This is a genomic window from Plantactinospora veratri (genome assembly GCF_036421995.1).
GTDB lineage: Bacteria > Actinomycetota > Actinomycetes > Mycobacteriales > Micromonosporaceae > Plantactinospora > Plantactinospora veratri.
Genome location: NZ_JAZGQL010000005.1, coordinates 448,878 through 464,187 on the forward strand (window position 1 = coordinate 448,878; position 15,310 = coordinate 464,187).

A 15,310-nucleotide genomic window follows, 5' to 3' on the forward strand; every position below is an offset into this window, starting at 1 on the left:
TCAGTTCGGGACGGCGTCGCCGGCCGTACCCGGGTTGCCTCGGTCGGTGTCGGCCGGCCCGCCGGAGGCCGCGACGACCGACCGATTGGCGTCGGCCCGGTCGACCGGCCCGGCCCCGTCGGAGGTCGGCCCGACCAGGTCGGAGACCGGCCCGGCCCCGTCGGAGACCGGATCGACCGTGGAGATCGCGGGAGCGGTGGGAGCCGAGGGTTCGTCCTGCTGCTCGGAGAGGGTCCGCCAGGCGGCCTCGGCGGCCCGCTGCTCGGCCTCCTTCTTGCTGCGGCCGTCGGCCCCGCCGTACTTGCGGCCGGCCACCACGACCCAGGCGGTGAAGGTCTTGGCGTGATCGGGCCCGGCCTCGTCGATCCGGTATTCCGGAACGCCCAGCCCGAGCGCGGCGGTCAGCTCCTGGAGGCTGGTCTTCCAGTCCAGCGCGGCGCCCCGGCCGGCCGACTCCGCCATCAGCGGGTCGAAGAGCCGGTGGATGACGATGGCGACCGTGTCCAGGCCGTACTGGAGGTAGATCGCGCCGAGCAGCGCCTCCAGGGTGTCGGCGAGGATGCTCGCCTTGTCCCGCCCCCCGGTGCTCTCCTCGCCCTTGCCCAGCAGCAGGTACGGCCCCAGACCGCCCGGACCGAGCCGCCGGGCGACGTCGGCCAGCGCCCGCATGTTGACCACGCTGGCCCGCAGCTTCGCCAACTGCCCCTCGGGCAGGTCCGGATGGTTGTGGAACAGCGCCGTGGTGATGACCACGCCGAGCACCGAGTCGCCGAGGAACTCCAGCCGCTCGTTGGTCGGCAGGCCACCGTTCTCGTAGGCGAACGACCGGTGGGTGAGGGCCCGCTCCAGCAGCTCCGGGTCCAGGGCCACCCCGAACGCCGCCTCCAGATGCGTGATCGGTGGCCGCCGCCGCTTGTCCTTGGTCATGCCGTCTCCTCGGTTCGCCCGCCGCCGCCACGACCCGGGCGGCTGGGCTGGCTGATTCGCTCGTTGCGCTCGTTCTGCTCGCCCACGCCGTCTCCCCCGCCCCGCCGGTCGACGTGCCGGGGCCCGGCGGTGCGCTGGCTGATGGATGCGCGCTGGCTGAGGTGTGCGCTCATGCCGTCACCTCGGTGTCGGTGACCCGACCGGTCGCGGTGGACTCGGCCAGCAGCGCGGAGACCGCCGGGATGGTCCGGCGGCGGTGCAGGTGGGCGGCGAGCGCGATGCCCGAGGCGATGTCGTCGTCCCGGGCGGCGCCGTGGCAGACCACCACGGCGCCGGTGACCCCGAGCAGGGTGGCCGCCCGGGGCGGTCCACCGTTGGCGGGCGGGCCGCCGGCCATCGCGTACGCGCCTTCGATGCCCTTGAGCAGGATGTTTCCGGTGAACCCGTCGGTGACGACGACGTCGGCGCGGTTGCCGAGCGCCACGTCGTACCCCTCGACCAGCCCGACGTAGCGGGCGCCGGCCGGCAGGTCCTGCTCGGCCAGGGCCGGGTCGGCCGCCCGGCGGATCCGGTCGCCCTTGCCCGGCTCGGTACCGATCGAGAGCAGTCCCACCCGGGGCTCCGCTACCCCGTGGGTGACCGCCGCGTAGGCCGCGCCGAGTACGGCGTGCCGGGCCAGGGTGGCCGCCCGGGCCTCCAGGGAGCCGCCGACGTCGAGCAGCACCACCGGCCCGTCCAGGGCGGGCAGGGTGGCGACCAGCGCCGGCCGGCGCACGCCGGGCCAGCGGCCGAAGCCGAGCACGGCGGCGGTGACGGTCGCACCGGTCGCACCGGCCGAGACGACGGCGTCGGCCGCACCCTCGACCACGGCCGCCACGGCGGCCTTGATGGTGTTGTCCGAGCGGACGATCGCGGTGACGTCCTCGTTCACCGCGACAGCGTCGCGGACCGGGCGGACGGCGACCCGGTCCCGGTCGGCCGGGCCGAGCACGGCGATCAGCTCGTCGGCCACCTCCACGGGGCCGACGAGCAGGAGACACAGGTCCGGATCAGCGCGGAACGCCCGCAGAGCGCCGTCAACCACGACGGCGGGAGCTTCGTCCCCGCCGAGGAGGTCGACGGCGATCCGCACGGTGCCCGGCTCCACGGGAACGCCGGCCGTCCATTTTCGGTCGGCGTCGGCGGGAGCCGGTGCACCGGGCAGTCGCCAGGGCGGGTGCGCCGTCCGACCGGAGGTCGGTGGCGTCACTCGGTGTCCAGGAGGTCAGACCTCGATGACCTGGCGGCCGTTGTAGGTGCCGCAGACGCTGCAGGCCGCGTGCGGCAGCTTCGGCGACTTGCACTGCGGGCAGGCCACGGTCGCGACCGCCGTGGTCTTCCACTGCGCCCGGCGGGACCGGGTGTTGCTGCGCGACATCTTGCGCTTGGGGACGGCCACGGTTCTTTCCTACTCCTCTTGACGGGTCAGTTGCGACAGGCCCGCCCAGCGCGGGTCGACCTGCTGGTGGCTGTGCTCAGCCGGCAGCTCGTCCCACTGCACCCCGCACTCGGGGCACAGTCCTGGGCAGTCCTCCCGGCACACCGGGTTGGTCGGCAGTGCGAGCACCACCGCGTCCCGCAGTGCCGGTTCCAGGTCGATCAGGTCGCCCTGCATCCGGCCGACCTCGTCCTCGTCGGTCGTCTCGTCCGTGGTGCTGTGCGCGTAGGCGTACAGCTCCTGGATCGTGACGACCAGCGAGTCCGTGATCGGGCGCAGGCAACGGCCGCACTCGCCCTTGATCGGACCGGTGACGGTCCCCGAGACGAGCACGCCCTCGGACACCGACTCGAGCCTCAGATCGAGGCTCAGGTCCGCGCCCTCCGGCACGCCGATCAGCTCCACGCCGAGGTCCGCCGGTGCCGCCACCGTCCGACTGACCGCACGCAACACTCCAGGTCGGCGCGGCAGTTCCCTCGTGTCGAGGACCAGCGGCGACCTGGGGTTGAGATGGGTCGGCAGATGTTTGGGCATAATCAGACTCCGGCCTGTGCGGGGCCGACGAAACAGGTTACCTGAGCAGGGGGCTTAGCGTCGAACCGGGGCGAGCCGGCCGGCCCGCGAGGGCACGGCAGCCCGCCCCGACGATCCGGACAGTACGCTCAGAACGGCAGGGGGCGCTCGTTCTCCTCCCCCACGAACGTGCCGATCTCGCGCAGCGCGTGCATCTTGTCCCGCCCGCGCTCGATCGAGGCGAGTGCCCGGGTCAGGAACTGCTCGAAGTTGGCCAGCGCGGTGTCGACGTAGTCGTCGACCTCCTCGCGCAGCCGCTGTGCCTCGGCCCTGGCCTCGGCGATGATCCGGGCGCCCTCGTGCTCGGCGGAGACGGTGATCTCGTTGACCGAGACCAGCCGGGCGTGCTCCGCCTCGCCCTCGCTGATGATCCGGTCCGCCTCACGCTTGCCGGCGTCCATGATCTTGTCGCGCTCTTCCAGCAGCGCCGCCGCCCGGCGCAGTTCGACAGGCAGCTCGACACGCAGTTCCTCAAGGGCGCCGATCATCTCGGCGCGGTCGACCATGGCGTTGTTGCGGGACATCGGGACGGATCGCGCCGTCTCCACCATGCCGATGATCTCGTCTATGCGATCGAGCGGGTCCACCGGTACCTCACTCCCGTCGTTACTTCGGTCGACATACATGATGGGGCGTCGGACCGGATTACTGCTCAACCAATGATGCGGTGCGCTCCGTACCCGATCGGCGATCGACCCGGGACCGGCGCGTCGCAGGCCTGCGGAGCTGGGCCGGAGCGCGGTCGTCGCCGGTTTTCCACCGGCGGGGCCGCTGTCGGCCGGCACCCGGGCGGGCGCGGCCGCTGTGACGCCGGTCGGTCAGGAGCCGGGGCGGACCAGCCGCTCCCGCAGCCGCTCGCGGACCACGTCCGGTACGTGCGGCGAGACGTCGCCGCCCCACTTGGCCACGTCCTTGACCAGGCTCGACGACAGGAACGAGTACAGCGGGCTGGTGGGCATGAAGAGGGTCTCGACGCCGGCCAGCCCGATGTTCATCTGGGCCATCTGCAACTCGTAGTCGAAGTCGCTGACCGCACGCAGTCCGCGCACCACGACGCCGGCCTGCTGGGCCCGGCAGAAGTCGACCAGCAGCCCCTGGAACGACGCCACCCGGACGTTGCCGTAGGAGCCGGTCACCTCGCGGAGCATCTCGATCCGCTCTTCGACGGTGAACAGCCCCCGCTTGGACTCGTTGATCAGCACGCCGACGATCACCTCGTCGAAGAGCCGGCTGGCCCGGCCGATGATGTCGAGGTGACCGTTGGTGACCGGGTCGAAGGAGCCGGGACAGACCGCACGTCTCACGATCGGCGACCGTACCAAAGAGTGGTCTCGCCGTAACGGCGGCTGCGCTGCGCAGTGATTCCCTGCACCCAGTCGACCTCGCCGGTCCGGCTGGACCGTTCGATCACCAGCAGGGCGTCCGGGGCCAGCCAACCCTGGTCGCGCAGCGCGGTCTGCACCACCGCCAGCTCCGCGTCGGGTACGGCGTAGGGCGGGTCGGCGAAGACGACGTCGTAGGGGCCGCCCTCGGGCGGGGTACCGAGCACCTGGGCGACCTTGCCGGTCACCAGCCGGGCGGCGCCGGCCACCGGGCTCGCCGGGGTCGGGCGCAGCGCGGCCAGGTTCTCCCGGATGGTCCGGGCGGCCCGGGGATCGGACTCGACCAGCAGCACCTGGGCGGCGCCCCGGGAGAGCGCCTCCAGGCCCACCGCGCCCGACCCGGCGTAGAGGTCGGCGAAGCGCGCGCCGGCCAGCTCGGTGGTCGCCTCGATGGCGCTGAACAACGCCTCCCGGACCCGGTCGCTGGTCGGCCGGGTCCGCCCGCCGGGCGGGGCGGAGATGCGGCGCCCGCCGAGTACGCCGGCCACGATCCGGGTCATCCCGACGCCTCCGGCATGGACCTCTCGTGCATGACAGCGACGCTACGCGACCGGCCGGTCGTGCCGGTTCGGGCGGTGACAACACCCTTCCTGATGAACGGCAACGGACAAACAGGCACGGCGCGCACACCGAGTGAAATAGGTTCACTACCGCCCGTGGATCAATAATCTCGAATTGACAACATCATCGTTAGAGGACCCTGAAGGCTGTTTCTGTACCACGCCAATCGCTAAGGTCGTGCGCTGTGCCGGCTGCGTCTTGCCGGTGCCTACGACGTCGGGGAGGCGGTTCTCGCAGGTCGAGCGCCACCCCATGGCGCCCCCGCTCGCCTCCCACCCGCGTCGTACCATGACGCCCTCATCTCTCAGGAGTACGCGTGATCCGTCCTAAGCTGTCGCTCCGGCGATCGGCTGCCGTCCTCGGGGCCGCCTTCCTCGGCCTCGGCGCGGCAGTCGCGATTGCGGCACCGGCCAGCGCCCACCACCCCGAGATCTACGGCAAGTACTGCAAGGTCGAGGGGAGCAACAACTACGAGTTCCAGTGGACGGTCGGCAACAGCGAGAACATCAAGGGTGAGGTCATCCGGGTTGAGCCCGGCCCGGTCGGTGACATCAAGGTCGGCGCCGAGATGAACCCGAAGGGTGGCGCACCACTCACCGGCACCGAGACCCGTACCCGGTCGAACGGAAAGCTCGACAAGAGCCTGCTCGTCGAGGCCAAGTGGAAGCGCCCCGACCGCGTTCTCAAGGAGCACCGCAAGGTCGACGCCCAGGACATGGGCAAGTGCAAGACCCCGCCCACCACGCCGCCGACCACCCCGCCGACGACTCCGCCGGCCACCCCGACCCCGGAGCCGACGCCGTCCGCGACGCCGACCCCGGAGCCGACCCCGTCGACCACCCCCACCCCGGAGCCGACCCCGACGGTCACCCCGGAGCCGGTCGAGCCGGTGGGCACCTACGAGTCCACCTGTGACGAGCTGATCATCACGCTCGAGAACACCACCGACGCGGAGATCAGCGTCGTCCTCACCCCCAACAAGGGCGAGGCCAAGACCCTGACCGTGGCCCCTGGCGAGACCGGCAGCGTGAAGTTCCCGGCCGAAGAGGGCCTGACCGTCACCCCCAGTGGTGAGGGCCTTGAGGGCGAGCCGATCGTCTACGAGCAGCCCGAGGACTGCGGTGGCGGCGGTGGTGGCGAGCTGCCGCTGACCGGTGCCGCTGCCGGTGGCATCGCGGGTGGCGCGGTGCTGCTGCTCGCCGCCGGTGTGGTGCTCTACATCGTGGCCCGCCGCCGTCGGGTGACCTTCACCGCCTGATCGGTAGCGACCGCACCAACTGAACCAACCGCCTGAGGGCGCGTCGACCGGAAACGGTCGGCGCGCCCTCAGCGTCTTTCCGGGTACTCGGACAGGGGTTGCCGGATGGGGCCGTCAACGTCGAGGTACCCAGTACAGGAGCTGACCTGCCAGCAGCGCCGGATGCACGTCGGGAAGCTCCTGCATGGCGCGGGCCAGGTGGGCGCCGAGATAGACCATCAACCCCAGCCGGTCACCTCGGAACGAGGTCAGCAGCGCCAACCGGGCTGGCTGACAGGGCCAGTTGCAGCCGCAGGCTCGGCAGCGGTAGGAGCGGCGTACGGGGGTGTGCACGCGCCAGCGTTCCTCCGGGCCGATCACCGCTATCCCCGAACGACGCGCTCGGGGCACCCGGCACGGCGCTCCTGGACTGAATCCGGCCTACCCAACCCGCCAACCTGTTTCCTGCCGGGCAGCGATCTCGGAAGCCACTGGCGACTGTCCCGAACCCGGGGACGACTCGACGGGTGCGGACCAGCCGGGGACACCGCGACAGCAGCCTGAGCACGAGCGGCAACCCGATACTGCGCAGTGGTAAGCGGCGGGACCGTCGGTGCGTACGGCATCGGGACCAGCACTGTGGAGTCGGGACAGCGCCAGCGATAGCCGCGACGGCAGTACCGCCAAAGTCGCCGCCAATCCCTGCGGTGGGTGGCGCGCGGCCTACGGGAAAAGATCATGTTGCCTCCCTTGAGTGGAATGGGCGACGTGGTGACTCGTCGTCGTCGAACGACGCTCGTGAGCGGCCTCTGCCGTCCTCCCCGAACTGTGGTGATCGGGGCGGGAGCGCCTGCTTGTGAGCGTGCGCGCTGTCACTGGATAATCACACCGCGCTTCGATTCGTACTTCTGACCTTTGGCACGTCCGCTTTGGAGGCGGTATGAACCGCGAGTTCCAGCGAGCGATGGTCGAGAGCGGCCAAACCGCTGAATCGTCAGCAGGAAAAATCGGTGTAGACCCGAAGACGGCAGCGCGATGGGTGACGCACGGACGGATACCGCAGACCCGGCACCGGTCCAAGTTCGCCGAACTGGTCGGCCGGGACGTAATGGACCTTTGGCCGGACGTCTTGAAGAGGCGGGAACCCGTATGGTTGCGCGGCTGGATCGAATGGGAGCGCGAGGCGACCGCACTGCGGTGGTACGAACTGGCGTGGGTTCCCGGCCTACTCCAGACCGAGGCGTACGCGCGGGCGACCCTGGCGGGCGAGTCACTGACCGCCGACGAGACCGATCGGCTCGTCTCCTCCCGGATCGGCCGGCAGGCAATCCTCCAGCGCGACCGGCCACCGCTCTTCGTCGCGGTGATGGACGAATCGGTCCTGCACCGGCACGTGAACGGCAACAAAGCCTTGATGCGCGAGCAGGTGGAACGGATTATCGCCTGCGCAGATCTCCCCGCCGTCCAGGTGCACATCGTGCCGGCCGGCGTCGGCAGGTATCCCGGCTCGGCGGGCCGTTCATCCTCGCGGACCTTCCCGACGGCCTGCGCGCGGCGCACGTCGACAGTCAGGTCCGTGCGCAGATCGTGGACGGGACCGCCGACATTGCTACGCTTGCCCGACGATGGGAACGCATCCGGGGGAAGGCCCTCTCGGAGGAGCAGTCCCTGGACCTCCTTAGGGAAGTGGCACAGTCATGGACGTGACCGGGGCTCAGTGGCGGAAGAGCACGCGCAGCGGCAACAACGGCGGTTCCTGCGTCGAAGTCGCCGACAACCTGCCCGGCGTCGTCCTGGTCCGCGACACCAAGGACCGTGACGGCGGCACCCTCACCTTTGGACCGACCGCCTGGCGCGCCTTTGTCAGCGAGCTGGCTCGGCGGCCGTAGGGTCACCACCGAGAGGGCAACAGGGATCTAGCGACACCGACCACACGGCGCGGCGGGGTGCGTCTCGCCGTACGCGTCGGCCGGCATCGGTCCCCCAGACGGATCGCGAGCGGCTGACCGTCAGCCCTTCTCCAGGTACTCGGCGCGTTCCTCGTCGACCAGGGCGGCGACCGAGGCAGCCAACGCCGGATGCCGGTCCAGCTCCGGATCCTCCTCGACCAGGGCGATCGCCTCGACCCGGGCGTCCCGGATCAGTTCGGCGTCCCGCAGCAGCGAGAGCAGCCGCAGGTGCGAGCGCCGGCCCGACTGGGTCGCCCCGAGCACGTCCCCCTCCCGCCGCTGTTCCAGGTCGAGTTCGGCCAGCCGGAACCCGTCGGTGGTGGAGGCGACCGCGTCCAGCCGCTCCCGGGCCGGCGACTCCTCGACGGCCTCGGTGACCAGCAGGCAGAGCCCGGCCGCCGAACCCCGGCCCACCCGCCCCCGCAACTGGTGCAGTTGGGAGACCCCGAACCGGTCCGCGTCGAGCACGATCATCACGGTCGCGTTCGGCACGTCGACCCCGACCTCGATCACCGTCGTCGCCACCAGTACGTCCAGGTCGCCGGCCGCGAAGGTCCGCATCACCGTGTCCTTCTCGTCGGCCGGCAGCCGGCCGTGCAGTACGCCGATCCGCAGCCCGTGCAGCGGGCCCTCGGCGAGCAGTGGGGCCACCTCGGCCACCGCCAGCGGGGGACGCCGGCCGTCCTCGCCGACCGCACCGACCTCCTCGGCGGTCGCCGCCTGGTCGCCGATGCGCGGGCAGACGACGTACGCCTGGTGGCCGGCGGCGACCTCCTCGCGCAGCCGGCGCCAGGCCCGGTCCAGATAGGCCGGCTTCTCCGCCGCCGGTACGACGTGCGAGGCGATCGGCGACCGGCCGCGCGGCAACTGGGAGAGGGTGGAGATCTCCAGGTCGCCGTAGACGGTCATCGCCACGGTGCGCGGGATCGGTGTCGCCGTCATCACCAGCACGTGCGGCGGCTGCTCGGCCTTGGCCCGCAGCGCGTCCCGCTGCTCGACACCGAACCGGTGCTGCTCGTCCACCACCACCAGCCCGAGGTCGGCGAAGTCGACGCCCTCGTAGAGCAGGGCGTGGGTGCCGACCACGATTCCGGCCTCCCCGGCGGCGACGGTCTCCAGGGCACGCCGCCGGGCCGCCGCGCCGAGCGAGCCGGTGACCAGGGCCAGCCGGGTGCCGTCCGGGTCACCGTCCAGCTCGCCACGTCGACCGAGCGGGCCGAGCAGGTCGAGCATGCCCCGGTAGTGCTGCGCCGCGAGTACCTCGGTCGGGGCCAGCAGCGCGGCCTGGCCACCCGCGTCGACCACCTGGAGCATCGCGCGCAGTGCGCAGACGGTCTTGCCGGAGCCGACCTCGCCCTGGAGCAGCCGGTGCATCGGATGCGCGGTGCCGAGGTCGGCCGCGACCTCCTCGCCGACCGCGCGTTGCCCGGCGGTCAGCTCGTACGGCAGCCGGGCGTCGAAGGCGGTCAGCAGCCCGCCCTCGCGGCGCGGCCGGGGCCTGGCCGGCCAGGCAGCCGCCCGGTGCTTGCGCTGCACCAGGGTCAGTTGCAGCGCGAACGCCTCGTCCCACTTCAACCGGTGCCGGGCCCGGTACAGCTCCTCCTTGCTCGCCGGCCGGTGGATCTCGCGCAGCGCGGTGCCGAGCCCGACCAGGTTGCGGGTGGCCCGCAGCGTCGCCGGCAGCGGGTCCTCCGGCGGGGTGACGGTGTCCAGCACCACCCGGACGCAGCGGGCGATCACCCAGGTCGGCACCGCCGCCGCGGCCGGGTAGACCGGGATCAGCGCACCGGCGAACTCCTCGATCTCCTCGCCCACCTCGCCGGTGCCGGGTTCGGCGCCGCCGCTGCCGTCGCCGAGCAGGACGTATTCCGGGCCGTTGAGCTGGCGCTTGCCCCGGAACTCGGTGACCTTGCCGGCGAACATGCCCCAGCGGCCGGGTTTGAGGTCCCGCTCCCGCCACGCCTGGTTGCCGAAGAAGGTGAGCGTGAGTACTCCGCCGGAGCCGTCCCCGACGGTCACCTCCAGCAGGTTTCCCCGGCGCTGGCGCATCGGCCGGACCGCCGTACGCTGCACCTGGCCGAGCACGGTGACCTGCTCCCCCACCTCCAGGGAGCGGATGTCGGTGTGCTCGCCCCGCTCGTCGTAGCGGCGCGGGAAGTGGTAGAGCAGATCGCCGGCCGTGTGCAGGTCGAGATGGCTGGCGAGCGCCTTCGCGGTCTTCTCGCCGACCAGCTTGCGCAGCGGCGTCTCCAGGTCGGCCGAGGTCGCTTCCGCGCCGGCCGGGGTCGGTCGGTTCGCTGTCATCGGTCCCCCACGAGCACTCTCATCCTGCCCCCACCACCGCCGTCACCCGATCCTCCCGGCACGCTCGTCCGGCTTCCCCGGCAGCGTCATTCGACTCCCACCAGCAAGGGATAGAACGGCTGGCCGCCGGAGTAGTGGTGCACCTCGACGAAGGGCCAGCGCCGGGCCAGGTGGGCCCGGAGGACCTCGGCCAGACCCTCCGGGGCGTCGGCGCCGAGCAGCAGGGTGACCAGCTCACCGCCGCCGCCGAGCAGCCGGTCGAGCAGCGCCGCGCAGGTCTGCACCAGCTCGCCGCCGATCAGGTGCACCTCGCCGTCCACCAGCCCGAGCACGTCGCCCGGCTGGCAGCGGCCGGCCACCGTCAGCGCCTCCCGGGAGGCGTGGCAGACCTCGGCGTACCGGCAGGCGCCGGCCGCCTCGGCCATCGCGATCACGTCGTCGGCGAACCGGCGGGCCGGATCCCGGACCGCGAGCGCGGCCAGCGCCTGCACCGGGGAGCGGGTCGGCACCACGCTCACCGATATCCCGAACTGCTGCGCCTCCTCCGCCGCCACCCGGGCCACCGCCTGGGCGTTCGGGTCGTTCGGCAGCACCACCACCCGGGACGCGCCGGTCGACCGGACCGCCGCGAGCAGCTCTCCGGCGGACGGGTTGCCGTCCACCACGGTCGCACCCTCGGCCGCGAAGATCGCGGCCAGGCCGGGACCGGACGCCACCACCACCGCCGCCCGTTCCGGTGCGTCCGGCCCGGAGGGCTCCGCCGGGGCCGGCTCCGGGAGCTGGTCCTCGAACCGGGTGACCGAGATCTGGTACGGCCGGCCGGCCACCACGCCGGCCTCGATCGCCGCCCCGACGTCGTTGACGTGTACGTGCACGTTCCAGGTCGAGGTGCCGGTGGGATCCGCCTCGTCCCCGACGACCACCAGCGAGTCGCCCAGCCGGGCGAGTTCGGCCCGCAGCCGGCGTACGGCCGGAAGGTCGGCGTCGAGCAGGAACTGCACCTCGTAGGCGTACTCGGTCGAGCCGGTCTCCCGGGCGGCCGCCAGCGGCCGGCGCGGCGGTGCCGGTGCGGACTCCGGCCGCTCCGGTGCGGCACCGGTGACCACCTCGACCAGTGCGTCCAGCAGGACGCAGAAGCCGCGTCCGCCCGCGTCCACGACACCGGCCCGGGCCAGCGCCGGCAACTGCTCCGGGGTACGCGCCAGCGCCTCGTCGGCGGCGGTCGCGGCGGCCCGGGTCACCGCCGCGAGATCGTCGGTGCCGGCCCGCTCGGCGGCGGTCGCGGCGGCGGCCGCGACGGTGAGCAGCGTCCCCTCGACCGGCTCGGCGACCGCGCCGTACGCCGCCGTGCTGGCCGCCCGCAGCGCTGCCGCGAGCGCCCGGCCGCGGACCTCCGGGGTGCCGGCGAGGGCGTCGGCCAGACCGCGCAGGATCTGCGAGACGATCACTCCCGAGTTGCCCCGGGCGCCCAGCAGCGCGCCCCGGGCCAGCAGCCGCAGCACCCGGACGTGCGCCGGCTGTCCCTGAACGCCCGGATCGTCCCGCGCCATCCGCAGCGCCTGCTCGGCGGAGGTCATCGTGAGCACCAGGTTGGTGCCGGTGTCGCCGTCGGGAACCGGATAGACGTTGAGCTGGTTGATCTCGTCCTGGTGCCGCCTGAGCGCGGCCAACCCGCCCGCACACCATCGGCGCAGGGCCGCGGCGTCGAGGGTCTCCAGCACGGCCAGAAGCCTACTGGCGTACCCTGACGCCTCGCTGGCACCGCCGCACCGCCGCGGGCACCGGGCAGCGGCCCGGCCGCGATTCCCGGCGCCTCCGGGGCGGCGCGCGGCGGCCGGTCGGGACCGGTGGAGCCGATTCGCACGGCGACCGACGTATCGGGTACCCTGGCCAGGTTGCCCGGGCAGCACCCTGCCGGCAACCTGACGACGATCAATCCCAGGAGTATCCCGTGGCTAGCGTGTGCGACATCTGTGGCAAGGGGCCTGGCTTCGGCCACAACGTGTCCCACTCGCACCGGCGGACCAACCGTCGCTGGAACCCCAACATCCAGTCGGTGCGTACCCCGGCGGGTGGCGGCACGACCCGCAAGCTCAAGGTCTGCACCTCGTGCATCAAGGCCGGCAAGGTCGCCCGCGCCTGACCCGATCCTGGGCAGACCCTGAAGCACAGACAGCCGCCGGAGCAGCGCTCCGGCGGCTGTCGCTGTGTGTACCGGCCGCTGCCGTGCGAGGTCACGGCGCGCCACCGAACGATCAGAGCGGGCGACCGAACGATCAGAGCGGGTGACCGAGCGATCAGAGCGGGCGGCCGAACGAGAGGACTCCCGGTTCGTTCCGGTAGTAGCCGAAGTCCGGAATCCGCTGGTAGCCGCTGCCCTGGTAGAGGGCGATCGCCTCGGGTTGCCGGTCGCCGCACTCCAGGATCAGCCGGCTCCGCCCGTACTCCCGGGCGGAGCCCTCGACCGCCGACAGCACCCGGCGGGCCACGCCGCGACCGCGAGCCGCCGGAGAGACGTACATCCGCTTGAGTTCGGCGACGTCGCCGGTGCCGCCGTGGGTACGCCAACCGGCGCAGCCGACCGGCACCTCGCCCAGGTACGCCACCAGGAACGCCCCGGCGGGCGGCTCGAACTCGGTCGCCGCCACGGGGGTCTCGTCGCCCCCGCCGCCGTACCGCTGCGCCAGGTCGGCCAGCGCGGCGTCGATCATCTCTCGGGCGACCGGGGAGTCGTAGGGAACGACGCGGATGTCCAGCTCACTCACCCGGTGAAGGGTACGACCCGCGCCCGCCCCTTACCGATCGGCCCCTGGCGTGATCACCGACACAGGCGTCGGCGCACCGGGCGGCGCGATCGGAGCCGGTCAGCGGAAGTGGTCCCAGCCACCCGATCCCTTGTAGGCCCGCCCGTCCACGGTCACCCCGGCGCCGTGCACGACGTGCCCGATCAGCCGGAAACCGCCCGGCAGCGGCAGGTCCTCCGGAAACGTCGCCACCAGCGCGTGGTCGTCGCCACCGCCGAGAACCCAGGCCAGCGGATCCACCCCGAGCGCGTGCGCGGCGTCCCGCATCTGCTCCGGCACCTCGAACGCGCCGCCGAGCAGGTCGATGCCGACCCGGCTGGCCGTCGCCACGTGGCCGAGGTCGGCCAGCAGCCCGTCCGAGACGTCGATCATGGCCGTGGCGCCGAACCGGGCCGCCGACGGCCCCGCCGCGTACGGCACCTCGGGCCGCCGGTACGCCTCGACCAGTACCTTCGGGGTGCGGAATCCGCGCGACAGCACGGTGTAGCCGGCGGCGGCGTAGCCGAGCCGGCCGGCGAGCGCGACGACGTCGCCGGCCCGCGCCCCGCTGCGCACCACCGGGGCCTGCCCGCCCAGGTCGCCGAGGGCGGTCACCGCGATGGTCAGGGTGGGGCTGGCCGACATGTCCCCGCCGACCACGCTCGCCCCGACCCGGGCCGCCTCCGCCGCCAGACCGTCGGCGAGTTCCTCCGCCCACCGCGCCTCCAGGTCGGGCGGCATGCAGAGCGCGACGAGCAGCGCGGTCGGCACCGCGCCCATCGCCGCCACGTCGGCCAGGTTCGCCGCGGCGGCCCGATGCCCGATGTCCACCGCGCTCGCCCAATCCCGGCGGAAGTGCCGACCCTCGACGAGTACGTCCGTGGAGGCGACCACCCGGCCGTCGGGTGCGTGCACCACCGCCGCGTCGTCGCCGGGGCCGAGCAGCGTGGCGTGCCCGCTGCCCAGCCGGGCGGTGACCCGGGCGATCAGGCCGAACTCGCCGGCCCGCGCGACGCTCACACCGACCTCCGGGCACGCTCGGCAGCCGGACCGGCCGGGCCCGTCGCCGGTCGCGGCCACCGGTCTGCGGGTACCCCCGGAGCCGGTGCCGCGCCCACACCCAGCCGGCCGATTCGATCGCTCATCGTGTCTCCTCCGACCACCGATCGGGATCCGACCTGCTCCGTACGGTATTTTCACGGTCTAGCCGCTCGGCGGCGGACGGGAGGCGGGTCGTGGTCCAGGCGTACATCCTCATCCAGACTGAGGTCGGAAGGGCACGTGACGTGGCCGCGCACATCTCGGATATTCCCGGAGTCGTCCGCGTCGACGCCGTCACCGGCCCGTACGACGTGGTCGTGCTCACCGAGGCACACACCGTCGACGAGCTGGGCAAAATGATCGTCAGCAAGGTGCAGTTGGTGCCCGGCATCACCCGCACGCTGACCTGCTCCGTGGTCCGGTTGTAGATGGCACCGAGCACCAAACCCAGCGAGCCGGAGGCGGCGACCAGCGGGACGGCGGACCGGCCGGCCGAGGCCGGACGCGACCGGACCACCCGGCAGGCGGCGCTCTGGGCGACAGTGGTCGCCCTGCCGCTGACCGCCCTCGTCGCGGTGCTGGTCTTCGGCCAGCTCAGCCCGGATCCGGTCGCGAAGCCCGCGCCGACGCCGACCTCGGCGGCACCGCAGGCGACCACGCCGGTGCAGATGGCCGCCCCGGTCCTGGCCGAGCGGCCGGCGACGGTCTGCCGGGCCCTGTTGTCGCGGCTGCCGGCCACCCTCCGCAGCCTCGGCCAGCGACCGGTCACCGCCGGCCCGGAGCAGAACGCCGCGTACGGCGACCCGGCCATCACCCTCGCCTGCGGCGTCGCCGCCCCGGCCGTTCCGGACGTACCCGACCTGTGGATGGTCAACAACGTCTGCTGGCTCACCGAACACCGCGACGGCGGCCTGGTGCTGACCACTGTGGACCGTGAGGTGCCGGTCCGGCTCAGCGTGCCGGCGGGGCAGGAGCAGACGGTGCAGTGGGCGGCACCGGTGTCGGAGTCCCTGGTCGCCTCCGTGCCGTCGCTGCCGCAGATTCCCAGCGGCTGCACCGGGGGCTGACCACCGCCA

Annotated in this window: 17 protein-coding genes and 2 pseudogenes; 6 read left to right on the plus strand and 13 right to left on the minus strand. The window is 72.7% G+C overall.

Going from position 1 to position 15,310, the window contains the following annotated elements:
• The 8 genes and pseudogenes from rnc to rsmD all read right to left on the minus strand — a co-directional run.
• Positions 1 to 927: a ribonuclease III gene (gene rnc / locus V1634_RS08225; protein ID WP_407951736.1), complete on the minus strand. Its 927-nt coding sequence runs from the start codon at positions 925 to 927 to the stop codon at positions 1 to 3.
• On the minus strand, positions 924 to 1,100 hold the full coding sequence (locus V1634_RS08230) for a hypothetical protein (RefSeq protein ID WP_331207143.1): 177 nt from the start codon (positions 1,098 to 1,100) through the stop codon (positions 924 to 926). The genes rnc and V1634_RS08230 overlap by 4 nt, the downstream gene beginning before the upstream one ends.
• The gene (locus tag V1634_RS08235) at positions 1,097 to 2,074 is read right to left on the minus strand and encodes a phosphate acyltransferase PlsX (protein ID WP_331207144.1); all 978 of its coding nucleotides are present in this window, start codon (positions 2,072 to 2,074) and stop codon (positions 1,097 to 1,099) included. The genes V1634_RS08230 and V1634_RS08235 overlap by 4 nt, the downstream gene beginning before the upstream one ends.
• 117 nt (positions 2,075 to 2,191) lie before the next feature.
• A complete protein-coding gene (gene rpmF / locus V1634_RS08240; protein WP_089254967.1) occupies positions 2,192 to 2,365 on the minus strand; it encodes a 50S ribosomal protein L32 in 174 nt (57 codons plus the stop codon).
• A gap of 9 nt (positions 2,366 to 2,374) precedes the next feature.
• Positions 2,375 to 2,938, minus strand: a complete 564-nt coding sequence (locus V1634_RS08245; RefSeq protein ID WP_331207145.1) for a YceD family protein — start codon at positions 2,936 to 2,938, stop codon at positions 2,375 to 2,377.
• A gap of 128 nt (positions 2,939 to 3,066) precedes the next feature.
• Entirely contained in the window at positions 3,067 to 3,564 is a 498-nt protein-coding gene (locus V1634_RS08250; protein WP_107258419.1) for an ATP synthase subunit B family protein, read from the minus strand.
• 231 nt (positions 3,565 to 3,795) lie between these two features.
• Positions 3,796 to 4,281 (minus strand): pantetheine-phosphate adenylyltransferase, encoded by a 486-nt coding sequence (coaD, locus tag V1634_RS08255; protein WP_331207146.1) that lies wholly within the window; start codon positions 4,279 to 4,281, stop codon positions 3,796 to 3,798.
• A pseudogene (rsmD, locus tag V1634_RS08260) lies at positions 4,278 to 4,862 on the minus strand (16S rRNA (guanine(966)-N(2))-methyltransferase RsmD); the annotation flags it as partial. The pseudogene rsmD and the gene coaD, both read right to left, overlap by 4 nt.
• A gap of 374 nt (positions 4,863 to 5,236) precedes the next feature.
• Here rsmD and V1634_RS08265 point away from each other — a divergent pair.
• Positions 5,237 to 6,178 (plus strand): cell wall anchor protein, encoded by a 942-nt coding sequence (locus V1634_RS08265; RefSeq protein WP_331207147.1) that lies wholly within the window; start codon positions 5,237 to 5,239, stop codon positions 6,176 to 6,178.
• 114 nt (positions 6,179 to 6,292) lie between these two features.
• Here V1634_RS08265 and V1634_RS08270 read toward each other — a convergent pair whose 3' ends face one another.
• Positions 6,293 to 6,568: a flavin reductase gene (locus V1634_RS08270; RefSeq protein ID WP_331207148.1), complete on the minus strand. Its 276-nt coding sequence runs from the start codon at positions 6,566 to 6,568 to the stop codon at positions 6,293 to 6,295.
• A 529-nt stretch (positions 6,569 to 7,097) separates the two neighbouring features.
• On the opposite strand from V1634_RS08270, the pseudogene V1634_RS08275 reads away from it, so the two are divergent.
• Both V1634_RS08275 and V1634_RS08280 read left to right on the plus strand, forming a co-directional pair.
• A pseudogene (locus tag V1634_RS08275) lies at positions 7,098 to 7,864 on the plus strand (DUF5753 domain-containing protein).
• On the plus strand, positions 7,855 to 8,046 hold the full coding sequence (locus tag V1634_RS08280; protein ID WP_331207149.1) for a DUF397 domain-containing protein: 192 nt from the start codon (positions 7,855 to 7,857) through the stop codon (positions 8,044 to 8,046). Before V1634_RS08275 ends, V1634_RS08280 begins: the two are co-directional and overlap by 10 nt.
• Positions 8,047 to 8,166: 120 nt before the next feature.
• On the opposite strand, the gene recG is transcribed toward V1634_RS08280, so the two are convergent.
• Positions 8,167 to 10,410 carry an ATP-dependent DNA helicase RecG gene (recG, locus tag V1634_RS08285; RefSeq protein WP_331207150.1) on the minus strand — a complete coding sequence of 748 codons (2,244 nt, stop codon included), beginning with the start codon at positions 10,408 to 10,410 and terminating at the stop codon, positions 8,167 to 8,169.
• Between the two features lie 86 nt (positions 10,411 to 10,496).
• On the minus strand, positions 10,497 to 12,131 hold the full coding sequence (locus V1634_RS08290; RefSeq protein WP_331207151.1) for a DAK2 domain-containing protein: 1,635 nt from the start codon (positions 12,129 to 12,131) through the stop codon (positions 10,497 to 10,499).
• A 230-nt stretch (positions 12,132 to 12,361) separates the two neighbouring features.
• Here V1634_RS08290 and rpmB point away from each other — a divergent pair, with 230 nt between their 5' ends.
• Positions 12,362 to 12,553, plus strand: a complete 192-nt coding sequence (gene rpmB / locus V1634_RS08295) for a 50S ribosomal protein L28 (protein WP_101370273.1) — start codon at positions 12,362 to 12,364, stop codon at positions 12,551 to 12,553.
• Between the two features lie 154 nt (positions 12,554 to 12,707).
• Here rpmB and V1634_RS08300 read toward each other — a convergent pair whose 3' ends face one another.
• Positions 12,708 to 13,121, minus strand: a complete 414-nt coding sequence (locus V1634_RS08300) for a GNAT family N-acetyltransferase (RefSeq protein WP_331207360.1) — start codon at positions 13,119 to 13,121, stop codon at positions 12,708 to 12,710.
• Positions 13,122 to 13,274: 153 nt separating this feature from the next.
• A complete protein-coding gene (locus V1634_RS08305; RefSeq protein WP_331207152.1) occupies positions 13,275 to 14,213 on the minus strand; it encodes a thiamine-phosphate kinase in 939 nt (312 codons plus the stop codon).
• A gap of 215 nt (positions 14,214 to 14,428) precedes the next feature.
• Between V1634_RS08305 and V1634_RS08310 the strand changes: the two genes are divergently transcribed.
• Both V1634_RS08310 and V1634_RS08315 read left to right on the plus strand, forming a co-directional pair.
• A complete protein-coding gene (locus V1634_RS08310; RefSeq protein ID WP_101370271.1) occupies positions 14,429 to 14,662 on the plus strand; it encodes an Lrp/AsnC ligand binding domain-containing protein in 234 nt (77 codons plus the stop codon).
• Entirely contained in the window at positions 14,663 to 15,301 is a 639-nt protein-coding gene (locus tag V1634_RS08315; protein WP_331207153.1) for a DUF3515 family protein, read from the plus strand.
• The last annotated feature ends 9 nt before the right edge of the window (positions 15,302 to 15,310 follow it).

What these genes read in the sequence shown, in the direction of transcription:
- rnc (WP_407951736.1), bottom strand. Translation starts at nt 927, where the DNA reads ATGACCAAGGACAAGCGGCGGCGGCCACCGATCACGCATCTGGAGGCG.
- V1634_RS08230 (WP_331207143.1), bottom strand. Translation starts at nt 1,100, where the DNA reads ATGAGCGCACACCTCAGCCAGCGCGCATCCATCAGCCAGCGCACCGCC.
- V1634_RS08245 (WP_331207145.1), bottom strand. Translation starts at nt 2,938, where the DNA reads ATGCCCAAACATCTGCCGACCCATCTCAACCCCAGGTCGCCGCTGGTC.
- V1634_RS08280 (WP_331207149.1), top strand. Translation starts at nt 7,855, where the DNA reads ATGGACGTGACCGGGGCTCAGTGGCGGAAGAGCACGCGCAGCGGCAAC.
- recG (WP_331207150.1), bottom strand. Translation starts at nt 10,410, where the DNA reads ATGACAGCGAACCGACCGACCCCGGCCGGCGCGGAAGCGACCTCGGCC.
- V1634_RS08300 (WP_331207360.1), bottom strand. Translation starts at nt 13,121, where the DNA reads ATGATCGACGCCGCGCTGGCCGACCTGGCGCAGCGGTACGGCGGCGGG.
- V1634_RS08315 (WP_331207153.1), top strand. Translation starts at nt 14,663, where the DNA reads ATGGCACCGAGCACCAAACCCAGCGAGCCGGAGGCGGCGACCAGCGGG.